This window comes from Pannonibacter indicus (assembly GCF_001418225.1).
GTDB classification, from domain to species: domain Bacteria; phylum Pseudomonadota; class Alphaproteobacteria; order Rhizobiales; family Stappiaceae; genus Pannonibacter; species Pannonibacter indicus.
The window spans coordinates 86,282-108,135 of the sequence record NZ_LIPT01000001.1 but is presented as its reverse complement, the minus strand read 5'-3'; the positions used below and the strand labels follow the sequence as shown (position 1 = coordinate 108,135).

Genomic DNA, 21,854 nt, shown 5'->3' with positions numbered 1-21,854 from the left:
GGAACAAGAAACGCCATTGTGAGTCAGCCTGCCAGAGGTGGTGAAACCATGAGACAACGCAACGTAAGGTCGTCCTCAGTCGGGCCGGCAGATAGCGCCGGACCTGAGGCAGCAGGTGCGAAAAAGCCCTCTGCCGCACAGCTCAAGTGGCTTGCCAGAGGCTTGACGCAGGCCGGTGGAAAACTTCCGCTTTTTGACGATGAGGGGCGCACCATTCCCCCTGCCACGATCCGCGCCTGCATGGCTGCAGGCTGGGCAGAGCCTTGGTTTTCCAACCCAATCAAGCCGGACTGGCTCGTCTGCCGTCTGACGGAGGCAGGACGCAAGGCCGTTCTCGCCGCTTCCGGGAAATAGCCCCTGCAGGGCGGCAGCGCCTGCCATTTCACGGCAGCTGCGCGTCCGGAGGGCGGGCTGGAGGAGGCTTGCCTGCACCAATATCTAAAATTCCTTTATGTGCGTTAACCAAAGATTCACTTTGTTGCTCGGAGAGGCGGATTGGCAACGGTTTGAGCTGGGGATCTTAACCTCACCTTTGCGGACAGGCGGGCATTCATTCGGGTAACAGAACCTGAGAAAGCCGGGCCGGGCCCCGGCCTGTGTTCATGAGTAACGGGGTGGCTGGGATGGCGAATATGGCCAGCAAGGGCAGCACGGACCGCTTTGTCCGTCACGGGGGGCATGCCCCGATCGATCTTGCGCAGCTTGCAACGAACACCCTTGGCAACCGGGAACTCCAGCAGGAGGTTCTCAAGCTTTTCCTTGCCCGCTCGAAGACGCTTGTCAGCGAACTCTCCGCCGCCGATGACCGCCAGCACCAGGCCGATCTGGTGCACAGTCTCAAGGGGTCGGCGCGCGGCATTGGGGCGCTGCGCCTTGCCGATGTCTGCGACACGGTGGAAGAGGAGCTGCGGGAGGGGAGTTCCCCTGCCTTCCTGACGCTCGTCAGCCTCGTGGGCGAGACGAATGATTTCATCCGCGAACTGATCGAGGGCTGATCTGCCCTTCTGCCGCGTATGCGGTTCTTGACCTTTGCGTCCGAACCTATATGTCGTGTGGATCAATCTTCCCCCCGCAGGATGGACGCGATCATCATGCCGAAAATCACATTCATCACCGCTGACGGTGCCCGCCATGATGTGGAGGCCTCAAGCGGCGCCACCGTCATGGAAAGCGCCATCAAGCACATGGTCCCCGGCATTGAAGCCGAATGCGGCGGCGCCTGCGCCTGCGCCACGTGCCATGTCTATGTGGACGAGGAGTGGTCCGCCCGCGCCGGTTCCCCGGACCCGATGGAAGAGGACATGCTGGATTTCGCGTATGACGTGAAGCCCAACTCGCGCCTGTCCTGCCAGATCAAGATGAGCGATGAGCTGGACGGCATCGTGGTGCATGTGCCGGAGCGGCAGGCCTGAGGCTTGCCCGGAAACAGGGATGCTGCGGCAGGCCTGAGGCCTGCCCGGAAACAGGGATGCTGCGGCAGGCCTGAGGCCTGCCCGGAAACAGGGATGCTGCGGCAGGCCTGAGGCCTGCCGTTTTGTTTATGTCCTTCAGCCTTTTCATCGTCATCCGGACGCGCTCCGCGCGATCCGGGATGACGATGGAGGGGGAGCGGTTTTGCTGCCTGACCAGCTCCAAGCCTCAAGCAGCCCTCACTCCGCCGGGCGCAGCGTGCGCCGCCAGGGGAGGTCCACTTCGTTGCCAGCATCCGGGTTGAGCGGAATGAGGCGGGAGAGGGCGAGGCTGGTGAGCGCCATGGCGGCGCCCGCCAGAAACACCGCCGCCGGAGATACCAGCCAGAGCAGGCCGAACACCGCCGGAATGAAAACCGCGGCGATGTGGTTGATGGTAAAGGCAACGCCTGCGGTGGGAGCGATGTCGGCCGGGTCAGCGATCTTCTGGAAATAGGTGCGCATGGCGATGGCGATGGCGAAGAACATGTGGTCGATCACATATAGCGCCGCCGCCGCATGGGCGTTGGTGACGAAGGCATATCCCACGAAGACGCAGAAGAGGCCGGAATATTCGATGGCCAGCGACCGGCGCTCGCCAATGCGCACGATCATCGATCCGATCTTCGGGGCAATCAGCATGTTGATGAGGCCGTTGATCAGGAAAAGACCGGCCACCTCATGCACATCATAGCCGAAGCGCTCGACCATCAGGAAACCGGCAAAGACCGTGAAGATCTGCCGCCGCGCGCCGGCCATGAAGGTGAGGGCGTAATAGAGCCAGTAGCGCTTGCGCAGCACCAGCTTCTTGTGCTGGGGCACACCTTCCCGGAACCGCGGGAAGATGATGAGCAGTGCAGCCAGAGCCACGAAGGTGGTGAGACCGGAGATGAGAAAGACGGTGGTGAAGCTGAGATCAAACGCCTTCCAGCCGGCGAGGATCAGCGAATAGGCGATCAACTGGGCGGAAGCACCCACGGCCAGGATCTTGCCCATGCCCGCTGCCGCCGTCGCCTTGGGCAGCCATTGCAGCGACAGGGACTGGGCCATGGTCTCATAATAATGAAAGCCCACCGACATGATGAAGGTTGTCAGGTAGAAGCCCATGGCTGAGGGGAAGTAGCCGGTGGCCGCGACGCCGAGCCCGAGCAAGGCGAGGGAGACATAGGCCAGCGTCTGCTCGCGCATCACCAGCAGCAGATAGACGGCGGTGAAGGCGAGAAAGCCGGGAATCTCGCGGATCGACTGCTGGATGCCGATCTCGCGGCCGGTGAACTCCAGCTCGTGCACGGCGAAGTTGTTGACGAGGTTCCACCATCCGGCAAAGGACAGCTGCATCGCCCCGGCCATGAGCATCAGCAGCATCAGCGGCGAGCGCCAGCCAGTTGTTGCTGTCATCGGGTCTGCGGTTTTCGCGAAGAAGCTCATGATCGGCCATGCCAGAAGGGGAAGGATATCTTGCGCCCGTCTTCAACGGCGCGACAGTGGCTCTTACAAGGCACAGATCCGGCGCTTCTGCGCAAGGTCAGCAAAGGCTGGAACCATGTATTCAGCAAAATAAGCTGGCTTGCCCGGTTTGGCCGTCTGCGGGCAGCATTTCATCGAAAAGCCGTAAAAATTCTTGATCTTTCTCAACGCAGGAAGCCGGGCCGGGAGGCAAGCTTCTCTTGGCTCAACGATACGCGAAGAGGAGACGTGCCATGTTCGACACCATTCTGGTCCCGGTGGATCCGGCTGAACCGAAGTTTTCCGCCCCGGCCCTGGAGGCTGCGGCACGCTTTGCCAATGACTATGGCAGCAAGGTCCGTCTCGTCGCGGTTCTGGCGCAGACGCAGGGGTTCATTGCCAGCTATCTGCCGGAAGATTTCGAAAGCAAGGCCATGGGCGAAACCCGTGCCATGCTGGAGGATCTGGCCAAGGGCATGGGGCTGGCGGACGGGCGCGTCTCGGGCGTCGTGCGCAGCGGCAGCGTCTACCACGAGATCATCGAGGAAGCGCGCTTCATCAAGGCGGGCCTCATCGTGATGGAATCCCACCGCCCGGGCCTTGCCACCTATCTCATCGGCTCCAACGCCGCTCATGTGGTTCGCCACGCTCCCTGCTCGGTGCTGGTGCTGCGTCCGGAGAAGTGAGGTTTCAGCCGTGATGGGGCGTTTTCCGGATCTGCCGGAAGGCGTCCCTACCGCGCCAGATCGCGCGTGGCATCCGTCAGGCCTTCGAGGGTCATGGGATACATGCGCCCGCCCATCAGTTCGCGCATCATGCGGATGGAATGGGTGTAGTCCCAGTGGGCTTCCGGCACCGGGTTGAGCCATGCGGCGCGGCTGTAGAGGCTGGTGATCCGCTGCATCCAGACGGCGCCGGCCTCTTCGTTCCAGTGCTCCACCGACCCGCCCGGATAGGCGATTTCATAGGGGCTCATCGAGGCATCGCCGACGAAGATCACCTTGTAGTCTGCCGGGTACTTGTGCAGCACGTCCATGGTGGACATACGTTCGGAATGGCGGCGGCGGTTTTCCTTCCACACATGCTCATAGAGGCAATTGTGGAAGTAGAAATGCTCCATCACCTTGAATTCTGACCGGGCAGCGGAAAACAGTTCCTCGCAGACGCGGATGTGGTCGTCCATCGAGCCTCCGATGTCGAAGAACAGCAGCACCTTCACCGCGTTGCGCCGTTCGGGCCGCATCTTCACGTCGAGCAGGCCCTTGTGGGCGGTGGCGCGGATGGTGCCGTCGAGATCCAGCTCGTCGGCCGCGCCCGTGCGGGCGAAGCGGCGCAGGCGTTTCAGCGCCACCTTGATGTTGCGGGTGCCCAGTTCAACCGTATCGTCGAGGTCCTTGAACTCGCGCTTGTCCCAGACCTTGACGGCGCGCCGGTGGCGGCTCTCGGCCTGGCCGATGCGGATGCCTTCCGGATTGTAGCCATAGGCGCCGAAGGGGGAGGTGCCGGCCGTGCCGATCCACTTGTTGCCGCCCTGATGGCGCTCCTTCTGCTCTTCCAGCCGCTGCTTCAGCGTTTCCATCAGCTTGTCGAAGCCGCCAAGGCTTTCGATCAGCGCCTTTTCCTCTTCGGTGAGGTGCTTTTCGGCGAGCTTGCGCAGCCATTCCTCGGGAATCTCCGCCTGCGGTGCATCGGAGAGGAGGTCGAGGCCCTTGAAGACCTGGGAGAAGATCCGGTCGAAGCGGTCGAGATTGCTCTCGTCCTTCACCAGCGCAGCGCGGGCGAGATAATAGAAATCCTCCACCCGCCGCCCGGCCAGATCCAGCTCCAGCGCGCGCATCAGGTCGAGATATTCCCGCAAGGAAACCGGCACCCCGGCGCATTTCAGCTCAGAGAAGAACGTGATGAACATGGCGGGAGGTTAGGCCCCTCCATCACGCCTGTCGAGATTGCTTTTGGCATAGCCCGTGCGGCGCTTGAGCAATTTCCAGGCACGATGTGTCAGCATCGAAAGCCTTGGCATTATCCGGCCGGCTTCATCTCCGGGTGCAATGCCTTGCCGAGAATGTGTGTGTCATGGCTGATGACGTGATGGGCGGCGCCGACGATCAGCGGGTCAGGCACGCCAACGAGGTGGATGTCCTTGTCCGGATAGGGTAGGGAGTGGAGGAAATGCTCCATGCAATTCAGCCGGGCGCGTTTCTTGTCGTCTGACTTGACGATGGTCCAAGGCGCATCGGCGGTGTCGGTGTAGAAGAACATCGCCTCCTTGGCCTCGGTGTAGTCGTCCCACTTGTCGAGCGAGGCAATGTCGATGGGGGAGAGCTTCCACTGTTTCAGCGGATCGGTCTGGCGCTCCATGAAGCGGCGGCGCTGTTCTTCGCGGCTGACGGAGAACCAGTATTTGAACAGGCGGATGCCGTCGCGCACCATCATGCGCTCGATCTCCGGGCACTGGCGCATGAATTCCAGATACTGGCTGGCGCTGCAAAAGCCCATGACGCGTTCAACGCCCGCACGGTTGTACCAGGAGCGGTCGAACAGAACCATTTCACCGCCGGAGGGCAAGTGATTGATGTAGCGCTGGAAATACCATTGCGAGGCCTCCTGCTCGGTCGGCTTCTGCAGGGCAACGACGGTGGCGCCGCGCGGGTTCAAGTGTTCCATGAAGCGCTTGATCGTGCCGCCCTTGCCGGCAGCGTCGCGGCCCTCGAACAGGATGACGACACGCTGGCCGGTTTCCTTGATCCAGCGCTGCGCCTTCAGCAGTTCGGCCTGAAGCTTTGCCTTGCGCTGCTCGTAAGGGGCGCGGCGCATCGGTGTGGCGTAGGGGTATTTGCCACTTTCAAACAGCTCATGAATGGCCGCAGGATCATGGCGCATTTCGGCGAGCGTCTTGCGCGGGGCTGCGGCAACGGGGGCGATGGCCGGTTCAAGGGCAGCTTCGGGTGCTGCCACAGGCTCGGTGCCCGGCTGCGGTGCCGTCACCGCTTCTGCCGGTGTCTCTGCAACGCCGGAAGGCGTTGCCTCGGCCTCAGCACTGTCTGCAGTCACCGGGAGAACTGCATCCGCGGCAGGTGCCGGGCGGGTGCCGCGCGGCTTGCGGGTTACAGTGCGATCGTCCATGGGCTTGCCTCCTCAGCCATTTCAACCGATGCAGGCTAACAGAAACATCAAGTGCTGCCTTGACCGGGATCAAGGGAAAAGCGCAAGGCCGTTCAGAGGCAGGTTGCGAAACCGGTCATTCCGCCTTGCCGTCCTTCAGGTCCGCGCTGCTGCGGGTCAGTTCGGACAGGAAATCGGAAATGCGCGGGCCGCGCTGGCCGATGAAGGGGGCGGGGCGGCAAACATCCGTTGCCGCAACGCCGATGCGGGCGGTCAGCAGGCCGTTGATGACGCCTTCGCCCAGCCGTGCCGAGAGCTTGGCGGCAAGGCCATGTCCGAGCACCTGCGAGACGAGGCTGTCGCCCGCCGCCATGCCGCCGGTGACGGCCAGATGTGCACCCACCTGCCGGGCAAGGCGCAGGAAACCGGCCGTGCCCGGACGCCCGCCATAAAGCGCCGAGAGACGGCGGATGATGCGGATGTTTTCCGACAGCACGACCACCAGATCAAGCGCGGCCCGCGGGCTGACGGCGGTGATGACGGAGACGCGCTTGGCGCTGTCGCTGACGATGCGTCGTGCAGCGGCATCCAGCGGGGCCAGGATCTCGCGTTCGGCCAGCACCACCAGGTCGCGCCCGTCAATGACTTCGGCCATATGCGCCTTCAGGGCGGCGCGGCCACGGGCTGTCTCCGGCCTATCCTTGTAGAGTTCGATCAGATCCGTCAGCGCGGCGCGGGCAGCCTTGGCGTCATCTGCCTCTGCTGCGTCCGCCAGCGCCTGCCGCAGGTGGGTGATGCGGGACAGGCGCATCAGGCCGAAGACCTCCCGTACCGCCAGTCCGAGGAAACCGAGAAAAGCCAGCACGGTGAGGGCAAGGCCCATCCAGCCCAGCCAGTCCGTGCGCGCGAAGAGGTCACGGATCAGCGCATCCACCGAGAGGCCGAGGGCCAGCATGGCAAGGCCGAGAAGGCCACCCGCCAGCCAGCGGCCAAAGCGCAAGGGGGCGGAGCGTGGTTCGGCGGGCAGAAGGGCATCTTCCTCCGGCTCACCGCTGGGCACGATGCGCGCTTCGTTGCGCAAGGGCGCGCCGAGCGAACCGTCGTCAAAGCGCACCCGCTCGTCATCAAGGCGGAAGGCCGTGGGGCGGCGGGGCTTGCGGGTCTCCTCGCTCATGCGATGCGGTCTCCGATCAGGAAGTTGAGCGCCCGGTCCAGCCGGATGTGGGGCAGGGACAGCGTCAGCCCTTCGGCGGTCCGCTCCAGATGCGGCGGGCGGAAGCGCACGAAGCGCAGGCCGTCTTCGTGTGAAGAATCAAGGCGTGCATGTGCTTCACGTTCTGATTCAGATTCAAGGCTCTGAACTCTCGCAGAATTTGATTCAAGCGATTGGAAAAGTGATTCCGGATCTGATGGTAAGTCACCGGGAAACATGGCGATTTCGGTTTTTCCATCGAAGCTGTCGCCGTTGACGTGCTCGCCCGGAAGCGGCGTGCCAAGGATGGCCGGAAGCTCTTCGCCTGCATGGCGCACGGTGGCTTCGCGGGTCGCACGGACGGCGGCGAGTGCCAGCACATCCACCTCGGCGCCACTGAATTCGGCATGCTTGATGCCCCGCGTCACCAGCCGTTTCAGGATGGCTTCCAGCCGGTCGTGATCGTCCCGGTGCAGGTGGTCGGCCTTGGTGGCGGCAAAGAGGATGCGGTCGATCCGGCGGGTGAGGATCGAGGCCAGCCAGCTTGCCTTGCCAGGACGGAAAGAGGTGAGCACCTGCCCCAGTGCCGTCTCCAGATCGCGCAGGGCGTCAGGTCCGGCGTTCAGTGCCTGCAGCGCATCCACCAGCACGATCTGCCGGTCGAGCCGGGCGAAGTGCTCGCGGAAGAAGGGCCGCACCACATGCTTGCGGTAGGCCTCGTAGCGGCGTTCCATCATGGCCCACAGCGAGCCTGCGGGTGCTGTGCCGCTCTCCGGCAGGGCCAGCGGGGCGAAGGTGAGGGCGGGTGAGCCGTCAAGATCGCCCGGCATCAGGAAGCGGCCCGGCGGCAGCATGGAGAGGGCGTGTTCTTCTGCCCGGCAACCGGCGAGATAGGCGGTAAAGGCCCTGGCCAGCGCCCGCGCATCCGCTTCGCTTTCAGGGGCTGCCGGGTCGTGCCGTGCCAGCTCCGAGAGATAAGGCAAGGCCAAGGACGCACGCGCGGGCGAGCGGGCCAGCGTCATCGCTTCGGCACTGAACTGGCGGTAGTCCTTTGTGAGCAGCGGCAGGTCCAGCAGCCATTCTCCGGGATAGTCGATGATGTCGAGATGCAGCTTGCCGCGCCCGAGCTTGCGGGTGAGGAGGGAGGCCGATTCATATTCGATGGTGAGCCGCAGTTCCGACACCTGCCGGGTGGACTGGGGCCAGATCCGCTCCTTCACCAGTGCGTCCACATGCGCCTCGTAGTCGAAGCGCGGCACGGCATCGTCCGGCTGCGGCTGCAGCGACACGCGCGTGATGCGCCGCCCGGCAGCGGCATCGAACAGCGGCAGGCGCCCGCCATGCAGCAGATTATGGACGAGGGCGGTGATGAACACGGTCTTGCCGGCCCGCGCAAGGCCGGTGACGCCCAGCCGCAAGGTGGGCACGCCAAGACCGGATGCGCTTTCGGCCAGGTTCTCCAGCGCCAGCAGCGCCTCATCGGCAAGGGAAGAGAGTTTCATGTCTGTCCTGTGTCTCCGGCTTTCATATGGGAAGGCCGGATCCCTTGCGCAAATGCGCCGGAGAGCGGATCACTCCGGCAGAAGGCGCGGCTGGATGAAATGCTGCAGCGTGCAGCTCAGCGGCAGCAGCCCGGACCAGGAGGGGGAAGGGCTTTCCAGCACCGCGAGGGCGCCGGTCGGGAACTTGGTTTCCAGTGCCGTCCAGCCAACGCCGGAGCCGGGAATGGCCAGCTCGCGGACCGTGTCATGGGTGGCCGGATTGTGGGCGATCAGCATCAGGGTTTCCGCCTCGCCGCCCTCATCCCGCAGGAAGCTGATGTAATCGCTCTCGCTGGCCTCATAGATGCGCCGCGTCAGGCGGATTTCCATCTCGTGGCCTAGTACGGGCAGCAATGCGGCCAGCGTCATGCGGGTGCGCAGGGCGGTGGAGCAGAGAATGAGATCCGGCTTGAGGCCTTCCTCCGCAATCCAGCGCGCCATCCGCCGTGCGGCATCCTCGCCCCGCGCATTGAGCGGGCGGTCATGATCATGAAGCCCCGATGTGCTCCAGTCAGATTTGGCATGGCGCAGAAGCAGCAGTCGCGGCAAGGGCGTGTCTCCGGTTGGCATTTGCCGCAGCCATCCTGAGGGGTGCGGCGCCCTCTGGCAAGGCAGCCCTGTGGTTGCACGCAGGAAATCAGTTCTGCGCCTTCAGCATCTCCACCACCGCATTGAAGGCGGGCTCGACGGCTTGCTCGTGGAAGGGCAGGGAGTAATGGATCCAGACGGTGTAGTCGGCATTTTTGCCGGACATGGGCCACAGGGTTTCACACAGCATGCGGTTCTGGTTGCCGCCCGTGGTGAAGGTGATGCCGCTGGCGGCAATGCCGGAGAGCGCAAGCTCCTTGTAGCCAGCCGCCTGATACCCGGTTTTGAACTTGCCTGCCTCGCGCCGTGCCGTGCCTTGCTGAAAGGCGCTGACCACAACTTGAATGCCACCCGTTTCGTCCACATAAATGCAGCTGGCGACGCGGCTGTTCACGGTGGGCATCACCTTGGAACGGGTCAGCCCGCCCACTTCGTTGGGGCACCGGAAACCGGTGAAGTGGCGCATGCCCTGAGCGTCGTTGATCCACCCGGCTTCGTATTCGTTCTGCACGGATGGTGCCGCGGTCTGGGCAGAGGCAGGCAGGGCGGCGGTGCAGCCAAAAGCCAGCGCGGCAGAAATTGCCGCCACGCGGTGCCATCTCGTCAGAGCCGCCCTGAAGGTCATCTCAGCGCTGCTCCCGCCGGGCCATGAAGGCCAGCCGCTCGAACAGATGCACGTCCTGCTCGTTCTTGAGCAGGGCGCCATGCAGCGGCGGGACAAGCTTGCGCGGGTCGCGCTCGCGCAGAGCGTCAGCATCGATATCCTCGTTGAGCAGCAGCTTGATCCAGTCGATCAGCTCGGAGGTCGAGGGCTTCTTCTTCAAGCCCGCCACGTCGCGGATGTCATAGAAGAGGTTCAGCGCCTCGCGCAGCAGCTTGTCCTTGAGGCCAGGGAAATGCACGGCAACGATTTCCGCCATGGTCTCCCGGTCCGGGAAGCGGATGTAGTGGAAGAAGCAGCGGCGCAGGAAGGCGTCCGGCAGATCCTTCTCGTTGTTGGAGGTGATGATCACCACGGGCCGCTGGCGGGCCTTTACCAATTCGCCGGTCTCGTAGACGAAGAACTCCATCCGGTCGAGCTCCTGCAGGAGATCATTGGGGAACTCGATGTCGGCCTTGTCGATCTCGTCGATCAGCAGCACCGGCTTCACCGGGCTTTCGAAGGCTTCCCAGAGCTTACCCTTGCGGATGTAATTGCGGATGTCGCGCACCCGCTCATCGCCCAGCTGGCTGTCGCGCAGGCGGGAGACGGCGTCATACTCATAAAGGCCTTGCTGCGCCTTGGTGGTGGACTTGACGTGCCATTCCAGCAGCGGCGCACCAAGAGCTCTGGCGACTTCATGGGCGAGAACGGTCTTGCCCGTACCCGGTTCCCCCTTCACCAGCAGCGGCCGCTCCAGCGCCACCGCCGCATTGACCGCGACCCGCAGGTCGTCCGTGGCGATGTAATCCCGTGTTCCCTCAAAGCGCATGCGTGCCTCGCAAACTGACTCTTGCGGGCAGAGTAGGGGGGCGCCCGTCCCCATGCAAGCCTTGCCGGGCAGGGACGGAATTGCCGGTTGCGCCCGGCAGTTTCTTCCCTCACCGGCAGGAAAGTTCCGGTGACTTTCTATTCCGGAAATAGTGATCAGAAAAAATATGAAACAAAAACAGTTGCTTATGATCCTGGTTGGAAATGGCACGGCCTTTGCCAAGTCAGAGCAGGAAAAACCTTCGGGTTCCAGTGCTGACGAGGATTCATCATGGGTATTTACGGGGCTATCAACGCGGCAATCTCCGGTTTGACGGCGCAGTCAAGGGCGCTTGAGAACATCTCCGGCAATGTCGCCAACTCTCAGACCGTTGGCTTCAAGCGCCTCGACACAACCTTCTCGGAAATGGTTGCCGGCAGTGGTGGCGGTACCCAGGCCAAGCAGCAGAGCGGCACCACCGCAGCGACCTCGCGTGCCACCAACACGGTGGCTGGCCCGATCGTGCAGGCTCAGGTCGATACCTATATGGCGATCAACGGCCCCGGCTATTTCGTGGTGACTCAGGCTTCCGATGTGGTGGACGGCAAGACCACCTTTGCCGACACCCAGTACTACACCCGCGCCGGTGACTTCGAGCGGGATCAATATGGCTACCTCGTCAACAGCTCGGGTTACTACCTGAAGGGCTTCCCGCTGGATCCGCTGACGGGCAACGCCATCGGTGATGCGCCTTCGGTGATCCAGATTGATGACAAGCCGATGCCGTCGAAGGCAACGACGGAGATGACCTATCAGGCCAACCTGCCGACCTTCCCCAAGACAAACCGTGCGGTCGCAGCCGGTAATACCCCGGGCAGCCAGTACCTCCAGACAGGCGGCTCCACGTCGATCACGACCACGTCCGACATTACCGTGGCGGATCAGCAGGCCTTCGTGGACTCCTCCATCTCTGGCGGCTCCAAGACCATCTATGATGCAAACGGTGCCCCGGTGAGTGTGTCGCTCCGCTGGGCGCAGACTTCGGCGAACACCTGGAACCTTTACTACAACACCGGCGAAACCGCCCCTGCGACGGCGACCGCGTGGAGCCTCGTTGGCGAAGTTGACTTCACCGCATCGGGTGTCATGAACACCTTGACGCCTTCTGCCCCGAACACGGCATCGGCGACGAGCTTCACCATCGCCAACCTTACTGTTGGCGGCGTGAATGCGGGGAACGTGGAACTGTCCTTCGACAATGGCTCGCTGACCCAGTTCAACGATGACGCCGGTATCGTCAGCAGCCTTGATATCCAGCAGAACGGCTATCCGGCCGGTCAGGTTGTCAGCCTGTCGATCGATGAGGCCGGCCGGATCACCGCGTCCTACTCGAACAATCAGCAGCGCGCGGTCTACGAGATTCCAATTGCGACCTTCCAGGCCGAGCAGAATCTGCGCCGTGTCGATGGAGCAGCCTTCGCTGCCACGCCGACGTCCGGTGAGCCGAAATTCGGCGAAGGCGGTGCAGTTCTCGCCAACAACCTCGAATCTTCGAACTCGGACATCGCGACCGAGTTCTCCAAGCTGATCATCACCCAGCAGGCCTATTCGGCCAACTCCAAGGTCATCACCTCCTCGGACAAGATGCTGACGGATGCTCTCAACATGATCCGCTGATCAGGCTGACTGATCGTGCAGGCGGCGCCCAGGAAGGTGCGCCGCCGCTTCCAAAGGACTTCGGAGGCGTGATATGGGTCTGATTTCGGCGCTGAATACGGCATTGTTCGGTCTGAACTACAACCAGAAGCAGATCGACCTGACTGCTGCCAATGTGGCCAATGCCAAGACCGAAGGCTACACGGCCAAGCGGATCACGGCCAATGTCTATTTCGACAATGGGGGCAATGTCTCCGGCATCCTGTCGAGTGACATCAAGCGCCAGGTCAATGAATCCATCCAGATGGCCTATTGGAACAGCCGTGCAGACACGGCCTATTCCACCACCAAGGCCAGCTATACGGAGCGGATGGACGCCACTCTTGGCACCCTTGCGGATGCAGGGTCGTTGCCGTCATTGATGTCCAGGCTCAACACGTCTCTGGCTTCGCTTGTGACGTCTCCCGACAGCTATGCCGCCCGGCAGGAGGTTCTCAGCACCGCCAACCTTATGGCCAAGGAGCTGAACTCGACCTACAGGGTCTTTGAGGACATGCGCAAGGAGGCGGACCGGACCATTGCCTCGCAAGTGGGCGAGGTCAATCAGCTGCTGAAGCAGCTCCAGGACATAGAAGCCAAAATATACAAGTCCCAGAGTGCAGGGGTTTCCGAGGTTTCCCTGCTGGACGAGCGCGACCGGTATCTCGAACAGCTCAGTGGCTACCTGGATATCCGGATCAGCAAGGGCGACAACAACACGGTCAACATCACCACGAACAACGGCGAGGCGCTGTTTCAGGATGGCAAGGCCTCGACATTGAGCTTCACGCCGGCCAGCACTCTTCTGCCCGGACAGTCCGGCAATCAGATCACCTTGAGAGCTCCCGGCGGCCTTACGCAGGACCTGTCCAGAACGTCCAGCTCCGGTTCGCTGATGGCGCTCGTCGATCTGCGCGACAACACGCTTGTCGAGGCACAGGCACAGCTGGATGAGATTGCATCGCAGCTGTCACTTGCATTTTCCAACGTGGATGTGGCCGGCACTGCAACCACGGTCGCCCCCGAAAGCGGTTTCACGCTTGATGTTTCGGGCCTTCAGCCTGGCAACACGGTGTCTCTCAGCTACCGCGACTCTGGTGGTGTTCAGCGCAATGTGACCTTCGTTGCCGTTCAGGATCCGGCACTGCTGCCGCTGGATCCCAACGTCACGGCCGATCCTTCCGACACGGTTTTCGGCATCGACATTTCGAGTGGTGATCCTGCCAACTACATTACCCAGATGATTGCAGCGCTCGGCGCGACGGATCTGGATGTCGCCAACAATGGCTCGGACCAGCTGCGCATTCTGGGCGACACGGGAACCAACACCTCTGTAACGTCGCTGAAGGCGAATGTGACTGTCACCGGCAGTTCCAATCAGGGACTGGGCCTTGCACTCTTTACAGATGGCAGGGCAGGCGAGGCGCTTTACACCGGTGCCCTGGAGTCCGGCGGGCAAAAGACCGGCTATGCCCGGTCGATCATGCTCAATTCGGAACTGCCCAAGGATGCTTCCAAGCTGGTGATCTATGAGACCACGCCGGTCAGCAACTCCGAAAAGGACAGCAGCCGTCCGCAGTTTCTGGCCGATGCGATCAGCAAGACGAACTTCTTCTTTTCCTCGTCGACCGGACTGGGCACCGAGGGATCGCCATTCCGCGGGTCGGTCTCCGATTTCGTCAATCAGGTTGTCGCCTATCAGGGTGAGCAGGCCCAGACCAGCAAGCAGGCCGCCGCATCCCACACGGCTCTGACCCAGAACCTGGCGATCCGGCATGAGGAAGAATATTCGGTCAATGTCGATGCAGAGCTTGGCTTCCTGATCCAGCTGCAGAATGCCTACACGTCGAACGCCCGGGTGCTCAAGGCGGCCCGGGAGATGTTTGAAACGCTGTTGAACTCGGTCTAAGGGGCAGGCAATGGGTATCAGTACGATCACCACATCCAGAGGCTACCTGACACAGCAGCTTAACAGCCTGAGTTCAGCGCTGACGGAAAAGACATCCCAGCTTGCGTCCGGAAAGGTGTCCACCACCTATGGCGGCGTCGGCAGTCAACGCCTCTTGAGCATGGAGTTGAAGCAGAAGGCACAACGGATCGAAGCCTATGAGGAAACGATCACCATGAGCCGGCTTCACATCAAGACGCTCAATCTCAATCTTCAGCGGCTGGAAGCGCTGCGGATCGAGAGCAAGGCGACGATGGATCTGAACAACTTTCAGCTTCAGGCGGATGGCCAGACAAGCACGCAGGCAACGGCTGAAATCCTGCTGGCCGAAACGATCGGCCTGCTGAATGCCGAGGTCGCCGGGCATTATCTGTTTGGCGGCAGCGATGCGAACACCAATCCCGTCCTCGAAATGTCGCAGATCCTTAACGGCGCCGACGGCAAGGCTGGCCTGAAACAGGTGATGAACGAGTATTGGCTGGCCAACCAGGGGCCCGCCGGCAGCGAGGGGCGCCTGACAGTGTCTCCGCTGAACACGGTTCTGTCGGCCGGCGTTCCGGTCAGTGCTGACTTTTCGATTTCGGAAGACGGAGCCCATAACTTCGGTTTCGACATTTCTGCCGTCACCTCGAATCTCTCGAACATGACCCTCACGGCACCCACGGGCGTTGACCCGGACAGCTTCGCGGTCGAGTTCACCGGGCAGCCGCAACCGGGGGAGACGATCTCGATCGAGCTGGCACTTCCGCCTGACGGTGGCAAGTCGGTCAAGATCGAACTTAAAGCGACGCTTTCAAACGCCAAGACGGGTGAGTTCATCATCGGCGCTGATCTTGCTGAAACAGCAGACAATCTGCGTACGGCGATTCAGGACGCTATCAAGGAACAGACAGCAACTTCCCTGCGTGCTGCCTCGGACACCTGGGCGTCCAGCGAGTTTTTCGACACCTTTGGCGGTAAGATACCGAACCGTGTCGACGGGCCGCCGTTTGACACCGCGACGGGACTGGTTTCCGGAGCCGGGACCACGACGATCTGGTATGTCGGAGAGAACCTGCCGACGGACGATCCGCGTCAGGACAAGATTGCAGCCGTTGATGACAATCTGCGCCTGGGCTACGGGGTGCGGGCAAACGAGCAGGGCCTGACGGATGTAGTCAAGACGCTTGCTACGTTCATTGCTGCAGATTTTTCAGGTGGTACGCCGTTGGATGAAAAATACTATTCCGAACTGGCCGCCAGCATGAAGAACATTCTTCAGCCTGTAAGGACGGACCGGTCAGGTATCGTTGATATCACGACCGAAATCGCCGTGGCTTTCAAGTCGATCGAGTTTACGGCCGAGCGCCATCAGATCCAGAAGTCGGGCTATTTGTCGGCAGTGGACCAGATTGAGGGGGTCGACAAGGAGCTTCTGGCCGTGGAGATCCTGCAACTGCAAACCAATATCGAGGCGTCCTACCGCGCCTCGTCCATTGTTCTGAAGCTGTCACTGGCTGATTATATCTGATATCCTACACAATGAGCCTAACTCATTGAGTGGGGTAAGGCCGTGCGGCGTCTGAGCAATTTCAAGGCGCGATGCGTCAGCACCGGAAGACTTGGTATGACGGCGCATCGTTGTGATCGAACAAGGCCGCAGACCGGGGCAACCGGCGGCGGCTTTCTTTTTGTGCGCCGCGTGAGAGGCGTTGTCTTCGTGCAAGATACGAAAAAGCCGCCTTGGCGGCGGCTTGAACATGCGCGGTCACATGACGAGGTGACAAGGGTAGGGCTCTTGCTCCGGGCCTTCATTCCGGCCGGGCGCGCAGGCCTTCCGCGATGCTTCTGTTGATTGAAATCAGCGTGTTCAGCTTGTCCGGATGCGGATCCGCAAGAAGCGCCATCGTGTGCTTGAAAATGAACACACCGAGCGAGGCGATGTTGTTCTTGATCTGATCGGGCAAAGGGTTCTCCGGATTGGTCACAGATGTAACCAGAATGGTCCAAAGCTTCCGATTGTAAGTGAGGGCATCATCGATTTCAGCGAGCGATGAGCTCTCCCACTCATCCTTGATGAGTTGCAGACGGGCCGCAGCTTTCATCAGCAAGGTTGCCTCGAGCTCCCTAGGGGAGACGGCTACCTGGCTCGTCTTCTGGTACGCTTGAGCTGCCTGCTTGTACATGACCGATGAGCGTCCTCTCGTACTCGATGAGCTTCTTTGCTTCTTTCAGAGCCTTATAGAAGGCACCAGCCAATATCGAGTTACTGATCTTAGTAATATAAGGTATCGTACTTGGTGCCGCCAGTATTATGTCATTCACCAAGCTGAAATAGTTATCCTCGATCTTTTCGATGTCCTTGGAAAGGTACATGAGCTGCACAGCCAGATAAATTCGCTTGGCGGGGGAATCTGCCGTGGCTGGCGTTAAAATGTCCTTTTCGCGGAGGATAGGCGCCTGGCCCTCGATGAAGAGACGTGTGCGCTGATTGTCGTTGGTGATGATGCTGTCGCCAACAATAATCCGTTCACCCGGCTTCAGCTCAACCTTGAGAGCCATGCGCTTTCTCCGAAACACAGCATCGTTCAGAAACACTCACCAAAGAGTTAACGATTGCTGACAAAACCTTAATTCGCCTCAGCCTTAGCCAAAAAGGCTGAGGACGCTCTGGTCGGCCTGGTTTGCCAGTGACAGCGCCGTGGACGAGAGCTGCTGCCGGGTCTGCAGAGCCAGCATGTTCGCGCCTTCCTCGTTCATGTTGGCAATGGTCAGCGCGCCTGCACCTACTTCGAGGGTGTTGACGAGCTGTGTCGTGAACTTCTGCCGCACTTCCACGGTCGAGAGGCTGGTGCCGAAGGACGAAGCGGTTGAGCGCAGGGTCGCCAGAGCGCTGTTGATAGCCTGCAGCGTGCGCTCGATATCCGTATCATCCTTGAAATCGGAATCTGTGGCCTGCAGTTTCACGGTGCCATCTGTCGTCGCCAGCGCCGTGACATTGAAGTCGTTGTTGGAGCTCTTGATGTCGAAGGAAATATCGCCAACCAGGCTGATCTGGCCGGCCGAGAAGCCCGCCTTCAAACCCTTGACGCTGTTGAGCAGCTTGACGAGATCGTCAGCAGTCGTATTGGCGGTGACTTCGAGTGAGGCGGCTTCATAGCCATTGCCGTCCACGACCTTGAGAACATCGCCCACCTTGTAACTGCCCGACGACACAAGCTTTGAATCGGCCGTCATTGACGCGGCAGTCAAAGTGGTCGTGCCCGTTCCGATGCCGCCGTTCGTGGCGGTGCCGCCACCGGCGGCGTCCTTGGAGATCGTCAGGTTGAGCCCCACGCCGAGGCCGGAGGTGACGGTGATCTGGTCGGTCACTTCATCGAAGCTGGCCTTGATGCCCCCGAGGTCATTGAGGGCGTTGACATAATCCTGCACGGTCCGGATCTGTCCGGGCCCGCTGCCGACGGTGAAGGTTCTGGTGGTGACGCCATCCGACACGGAGACCACATCGCCCGCTGACCACTGGGCCAGATCCGTCAGTTCTGACGAGGCCTGGAGTCCGGTCAAAGTCAGTGTTGTGGTGCCGCCGGACAAGGCGAAGGAAGCGGTCGCACCCGAGCCTGTTGCCAGATCACCCAGCGCCAGCCCGTCTTCCAGAGAAGCATTCGTGAAGTCGACCGGCAGGATCTTCATCTTGGACGTGCTGTCCTCGTTGAAGAGGATCGAGAGCTCGTTACCCTCGCCAGCGAGCAGGTTCTTGCCCTTGTAGCTGGCGTCACGCGCCATATCCTCAATCTGACGCAGGACACCGTTGTAGCGCTCTGCGTAGACCTTGCGCTCGTATTCGCTCTGGGTCTGAAGGGCCTGATTGGCAATGGCCTTTGCCGACTCGACCAGCTTTGTGATCGATGTGATACCGGTATCTGCCGCCTTCAGCGTCTGAACGGCCTGCCCCATGTTGTCGAGCAGGTTGTTCAGATCCTTCGCCCGGTCATTCAGGCCGGCGGCGGTAAAATATGAGTTGGGATTGTCCAGGGCCGAGTTAACCTTCAGGCCTGTCGCCAGACGGTTCTGCGTCCTGGACATGAGGTCCGCAGTGTTCTTGAGCGAGAGCAGGTTATCCCTGACGGGGCTGGAAAGGACAATGTCGCTCATGGCTTGCTCACCGGTCTCTACATGGGGTGCGACTTAACACCCCGCTCACATGATCTGACTCCAATCATTAACGAAAAGTAAATACGATTTGCACCTGTTAAGATTTTGGTTACGCAAGTTACCAAGTGGTTTCTTTTAACCGCTTGAATTGAAACGGGAAAACTGATGTCTTCGAGCGCCCGGAGACGATGAAAGGGCAAAAGGCCGGGCGATTGGCCCGGCCTTTCTCTGGTTGTCAGGTTGTGAGTCGTGCGTGAACTGATTCTTAGAACAGGGACAGCACGGTCTGGTCCGCCTGAGATGCGAAGGACAGCGAGGTTGACGCAAGCTGCTGGCGGGTCTGCAGGGCGAGAAGGTTTGCGCCTTCCTCGTTGGTGTCGGCCAGGGTCAGCTTGCCGGCGCCTTCCTGCAGCGTATTGATCATGGACTTGGTGTAGTCCTGACGGATCTGCACGGTCGACAGGTTGGTGCCGAACTCCGAGGCCTGCGAGCGCAGCAGCGACAGGGCATTGTTCAGCTTGTCGATGGTCTGGTTGATCGCTTCATCCGTCGCGAAGCCGGATTCGACCGCGGCGACCACGTTGACCCCATCGGTGTCTGCGGTAAAGCTCGTGGCGGCAAAGTCTGCGTTTGTGCTCTTCAGGTTGAGAGACACGTCACTTTCGATGGTCAGCTTGCCCGTCGAGGTGTTGAATGAAGCGTTGACGCCGTTGAAGCGCTTGATGAAGTCGGTCAGATCCTTGACGGAGGTCTTGTCGGTGACTTCAAGCGAGCCCAGCTCATAGCCGTTGCCATCGGTCAGCGTCAGGATGTCCTCGACGTTGAACGAGCCGGAATTCTTCAGCAGCTGCGACCCTGACGTGAAGTTTGCGGCACTGACGCTGATCAGGTCGGATGGAGCCGGTGTGGCAGCGCTGGCATTGGTGTTGTGGAGGTAGACGTTGTCGTTCGAGATGATCGACAGGGAGCCGGTCTTTTCGTCGAACTCGGCCCGAACGCCGGCGACACCATTGATCTGGTCCACCAGGTTCTGCACCGTGGTGTTGGCACCGATGGTGATGTTGGTGAAACCGGTCACGCCCGCGCCGCCGCCGCTTGCTGCGGTGCGCAGCTGCAGCACGTCGCCCACGGCAAGGCCCGTGGCATCCTGCAGGAGTGAACCGGAAGACAGGGCATCGCCTGTCGCATTCAGGAAGGTTGCAGAGGCCTTGCCGCCCTCAATCTGCAGCGAGGCGGCGCCGCCCTTGGCAAGGGCAAGGTCCTGCAGGTTGAGGCCTGTGGACAGGGTGGTGTCGGTGTAGTCAACAGCCGTGACAGTCAGCTTCGAGGTGTTGTCCTCGTTGAAGATGGCGGTCAGGTTGTTGCCTTCGCCGGCCAGCAGGTTCTTGCCCTTGTAGGAGCTGTCCTTGGCCATGTCCTCGATCTGCTTGAGCAGATCGTTGTACTGCTTGGCGTATTGGGCGCGCTCGTACTGGCTCTGGGTCTGCAGGGCCTGGTTGGCCTTGGCCTTTGCCGTTTCCGTCAGCTTGGTGATGTTGGTGATGCCCTGATCGGCAGCCTTCATCGTCTGCACAACCTGGCCCATGTCGTCGAGCAGATTGCTCAGATCCTTGGCGCGGTTGTTGAGGCCCGAAGCGGTGAAGAAGGAGTTCGGATTGTCGAGCGCCGAATTGACCTTCTTGCCGGTTGCGAGCTTGTTCTGCACGCCCGACATGAAATCGGCAGTCTGCTGCAGGGTGAGCAGGTTCTGCCGTACGGCGGCGGACAGAGTAATATCAGCCATCTATGTGTCCCTTTCCTGGGTCCAGCATTTTTACCGCTCTTCCTGAGCGGGATAGCCTGATCATGATTTGGTAACCCTAATTCTTGGTTAACTCGGCGGCATTTTAAGGTTAATGGTTTCTTGCCTGTGCGAGTGCTCCGGCAGGGCGCAGGCTTCACAGTTGAAAGCGTAAAAAAAGGCGGCAGGCCTGAGCCTGCCGCCTTGTTTCGCGGGGGTATTCTTGACTTAGAACAGACGCAGCACGTTCTGGTCCGCCTGTGCTGCCAGCGAGAGGGCAGTGGAGGCGAGGGACTGCTGGGTCTGCAGGGCCAGAAGGTTGGCACCTTCCTGGTTGGTGTCGGCCAGGGTCAGCTTGCCGGCGCCTTCCTGCAGAGTGTTGATCATGGACTTGGTGAAGTCCTGGCGGTTCTGCACGATCGACAGGTTGGTACCGAAGGTCGATGCCTGCGACCGCAGCGTGTCCTGCGCCTTCTTCAGAGAGTTCAGAACGTCGTCAATGCCGCTGTCCGAGGCAAAGCCTGACTCTGCCGAGTTGTTTGTCGAGCGGTCGGCGAAGGAGCCGGAAGCATCACTGCTGGACGACAGGTTCAGCTTGAAGTCGGAGGTGACTGTCAGTGTGTCGCCGGTGAGATTCGTTGACACGCCGTCGACATCCCCGAGGAATTTCTGCAGGTCTCCGACTGTTGTATTGGCCTTGATTTCCAGCTTGCCGAGTTCGGAGCCATTGGTGTCGGTCAGGGTAATGACGTCGCCGACATTGAACTCGTCGTCTGCGGAAAGCAGGCTGCCTGCGGTCAGGGCTGCCGAAGCCGTGCCGTTGGTCAGGGTAATCGTTGCCGTGCCGCTGGTACCGGTGGCGAGGCGCGACAGGTTGAGGCCGGTCGAGCTGGAGACATCCGTATAATCAACTGCCGAGATCGACAGGGAAGACTTGCCGTTCTCGTTGAAGGTCACCTTCAGGTCGTTACCCTGGCCGCCGAGCAGGTTCTTGCCCTTGTAGCCGGAGTCCTTGGCGATGTCCTGGATCTGCGTCAGGAGTTCATTGTACTCCTTGACGTATTTGGTGCGCTCGACCTGATTGGTGGTCTGTGCGGCCTGGTTCACCTTGGCCTTGGCGGCATCGACGAGGCCGGAGATCGAGGTGATGCCCTTGTCGGCTGCCTTCAGGGTCTGGACCGACTGGCCCATGTCATCGAGCAGGGCGCCCAGATCGCTTGCGCGGTTCTCAAGGCCCTTGGCGGTGAAGAACGAATTCGGATTGTCGAGAGCCGAGTTGACCTTCTTGCCAGTGGAGAGCTTCTCCTGAACCGAGCTCATCATCTGAGCTGTAGACTGAAGGGCGTTGAGGTTAGCGCGAACGGCGCTGGACAGACTAACGTTGCTGGACATTACGGTTTTTCCTTCCTGGGAAAACACAATACATGGATCCGTTCTGGATCCCGCAAGCAACAAAGTCAGCTCTAAAGCGTAATGACAAGTTAAGTTATATGGTTATCGGATTTTAACCTTAACGTATGATGAACTGTACT

19 protein-coding genes are annotated in these 21,854 nt (G+C 60.8%); 6 read left to right on the top strand and 13 right to left on the bottom strand.

Annotated elements, in window-relative coordinates; all coding sequences use genetic code 11:
• The first annotated feature begins 623 nt into the window (after positions 1-623).
• Together ASC48_RS00505 and ASC48_RS00500 are read left to right on the top strand one after the other, a co-directional pair.
• On the top strand, positions 624-995 hold the full coding sequence (locus tag ASC48_RS00505; protein ID WP_055453888.1) for an Hpt domain-containing protein: 372 nt from the start codon (positions 624-626) through the stop codon (positions 993-995).
• 96 nt (positions 996-1,091) lie between these two features.
• A complete protein-coding gene (locus tag ASC48_RS00500) occupies positions 1,092-1,412 on the top strand; it encodes a 2Fe-2S iron-sulfur cluster-binding protein (protein WP_026355705.1) in 321 nt (106 codons plus the stop codon).
• Positions 1,413-1,649: 237 nt separating this feature from the next.
• Here ASC48_RS00500 and ASC48_RS00495 read toward each other — a convergent pair whose 3' ends face one another.
• On the bottom strand, positions 1,650-2,846 hold the full coding sequence (locus tag ASC48_RS00495; RefSeq protein WP_055454282.1) for an MFS transporter: 1,197 nt from the start codon (positions 2,844-2,846) through the stop codon (positions 1,650-1,652).
• Positions 2,847-3,148: 302 nt separating this feature from the next.
• Here ASC48_RS00495 and ASC48_RS00490 point away from each other — a divergent pair, with 302 nt between their 5' ends.
• Positions 3,149-3,580, top strand: a complete 432-nt coding sequence (locus ASC48_RS00490) for a universal stress protein (RefSeq protein ID WP_019964534.1) — start codon at positions 3,149-3,151, stop codon at positions 3,578-3,580.
• A 47-nt stretch (positions 3,581-3,627) separates the two neighbouring features.
• Here ASC48_RS00490 and ASC48_RS00485 read toward each other — a convergent pair whose 3' ends face one another.
• From ASC48_RS00485 to ASC48_RS00455, 7 genes are all read right to left on the bottom strand, one after another.
• A complete protein-coding gene (locus ASC48_RS00485) occupies positions 3,628-4,803 on the bottom strand; it encodes a vWA domain-containing protein (protein WP_055453887.1) in 1,176 nt (391 codons plus the stop codon).
• A gap of 110 nt (positions 4,804-4,913) precedes the next feature.
• Positions 4,914-6,017: a polyphosphate kinase 2 gene (gene ppk2, locus ASC48_RS00480; RefSeq protein ID WP_055453886.1), complete on the bottom strand. Its 1,104-nt coding sequence runs from the start codon at positions 6,015-6,017 to the stop codon at positions 4,914-4,916.
• Positions 6,018-6,132: 115 nt separating this feature from the next.
• Entirely contained in the window at positions 6,133-7,170 is a 1,038-nt protein-coding gene (locus ASC48_RS00475) for a YcjF family protein (protein ID WP_055453885.1), read from the bottom strand.
• Entirely contained in the window at positions 7,167-8,690 is a 1,524-nt protein-coding gene (locus ASC48_RS00470) for a YcjX family GTP-binding protein (protein ID WP_055453884.1), read from the bottom strand. The genes ASC48_RS00475 and ASC48_RS00470 overlap by 4 nt, the downstream gene beginning before the upstream one ends.
• A 69-nt stretch (positions 8,691-8,759) precedes the next feature.
• Entirely contained in the window at positions 8,760-9,278 is a 519-nt protein-coding gene (locus ASC48_RS00465; RefSeq protein WP_055453883.1) for a SixA phosphatase family protein, read from the bottom strand.
• 88 nt (positions 9,279-9,366) lie between these two features.
• Positions 9,367-9,906 (bottom strand): hypothetical protein, encoded by a 540-nt coding sequence (locus tag ASC48_RS00460; protein WP_167345101.1) that lies wholly within the window; start codon positions 9,904-9,906, stop codon positions 9,367-9,369.
• A gap of 37 nt (positions 9,907-9,943) precedes the next feature.
• Positions 9,944-10,789 carry an AAA family ATPase gene (locus ASC48_RS00455; RefSeq protein WP_055453881.1) on the bottom strand — a complete coding sequence of 282 codons (846 nt, stop codon included), beginning with the start codon at positions 10,787-10,789 and terminating at the stop codon, positions 9,944-9,946.
• Between the two features lie 270 nt (positions 10,790-11,059).
• Between ASC48_RS00455 and ASC48_RS00450 the strand changes: the two genes are divergently transcribed.
• The 3 genes from ASC48_RS00450 to ASC48_RS00440 all read left to right on the top strand — a co-directional run bounded on the left by ASC48_RS00450 (position 11,060) and on the right by ASC48_RS00440 (position 15,921).
• Positions 11,060-12,445 (top strand): flagellar hook protein FlgE, encoded by a 1,386-nt coding sequence (locus tag ASC48_RS00450; protein WP_055453880.1) that lies wholly within the window; start codon positions 11,060-11,062, stop codon positions 12,443-12,445.
• A 73-nt stretch (positions 12,446-12,518) separates the two neighbouring features.
• Positions 12,519-14,372 carry a flagellar hook-associated protein FlgK gene (flgK, locus tag ASC48_RS00445; RefSeq protein WP_055453879.1) on the top strand — a complete coding sequence of 618 codons (1,854 nt, stop codon included), beginning with the start codon at positions 12,519-12,521 and terminating at the stop codon, positions 14,370-14,372.
• Between the two features lie 10 nt (positions 14,373-14,382).
• On the top strand, positions 14,383-15,921 hold the full coding sequence (locus ASC48_RS00440) for a hypothetical protein (RefSeq protein WP_055453878.1): 1,539 nt from the start codon (positions 14,383-14,385) through the stop codon (positions 15,919-15,921).
• Positions 15,922-16,201: 280 nt separating this feature from the next.
• Here ASC48_RS00440 and flaF read toward each other — a convergent pair whose 3' ends face one another.
• From flaF to ASC48_RS00415, 5 genes are all read right to left on the bottom strand, one after another.
• Positions 16,202-16,576 (bottom strand): flagellar biosynthesis regulator FlaF, encoded by a 375-nt coding sequence (gene flaF, locus ASC48_RS00435; RefSeq protein WP_050472582.1) that lies wholly within the window; start codon positions 16,574-16,576, stop codon positions 16,202-16,204.
• Positions 16,518-16,952, bottom strand: a complete 435-nt coding sequence (flbT, locus tag ASC48_RS00430; protein WP_055453877.1) for a flagellar biosynthesis repressor FlbT — start codon at positions 16,950-16,952, stop codon at positions 16,518-16,520. Before flbT ends, flaF begins: the two co-directional genes overlap by 59 nt.
• Before the next feature lie 84 nt (positions 16,953-17,036).
• Positions 17,037-18,542 carry a flagellin N-terminal helical domain-containing protein gene (locus ASC48_RS00425; RefSeq protein ID WP_055453876.1) on the bottom strand — a complete coding sequence of 502 codons (1,506 nt, stop codon included), beginning with the start codon at positions 18,540-18,542 and terminating at the stop codon, positions 17,037-17,039.
• 265 nt (positions 18,543-18,807) lie between these two features.
• On the bottom strand, positions 18,808-20,325 hold the full coding sequence (locus ASC48_RS00420; protein WP_055453875.1) for a flagellin N-terminal helical domain-containing protein: 1,518 nt from the start codon (positions 20,323-20,325) through the stop codon (positions 18,808-18,810).
• Between the two features lie 225 nt (positions 20,326-20,550).
• Complete coding sequence (locus tag ASC48_RS00415; protein ID WP_055453874.1) at positions 20,551-21,714, bottom strand: flagellin N-terminal helical domain-containing protein; 1,164 nt, start codon at positions 21,712-21,714, stop codon at positions 20,551-20,553.
• Positions 21,715-21,854: the final 140 nt, after the last annotated feature.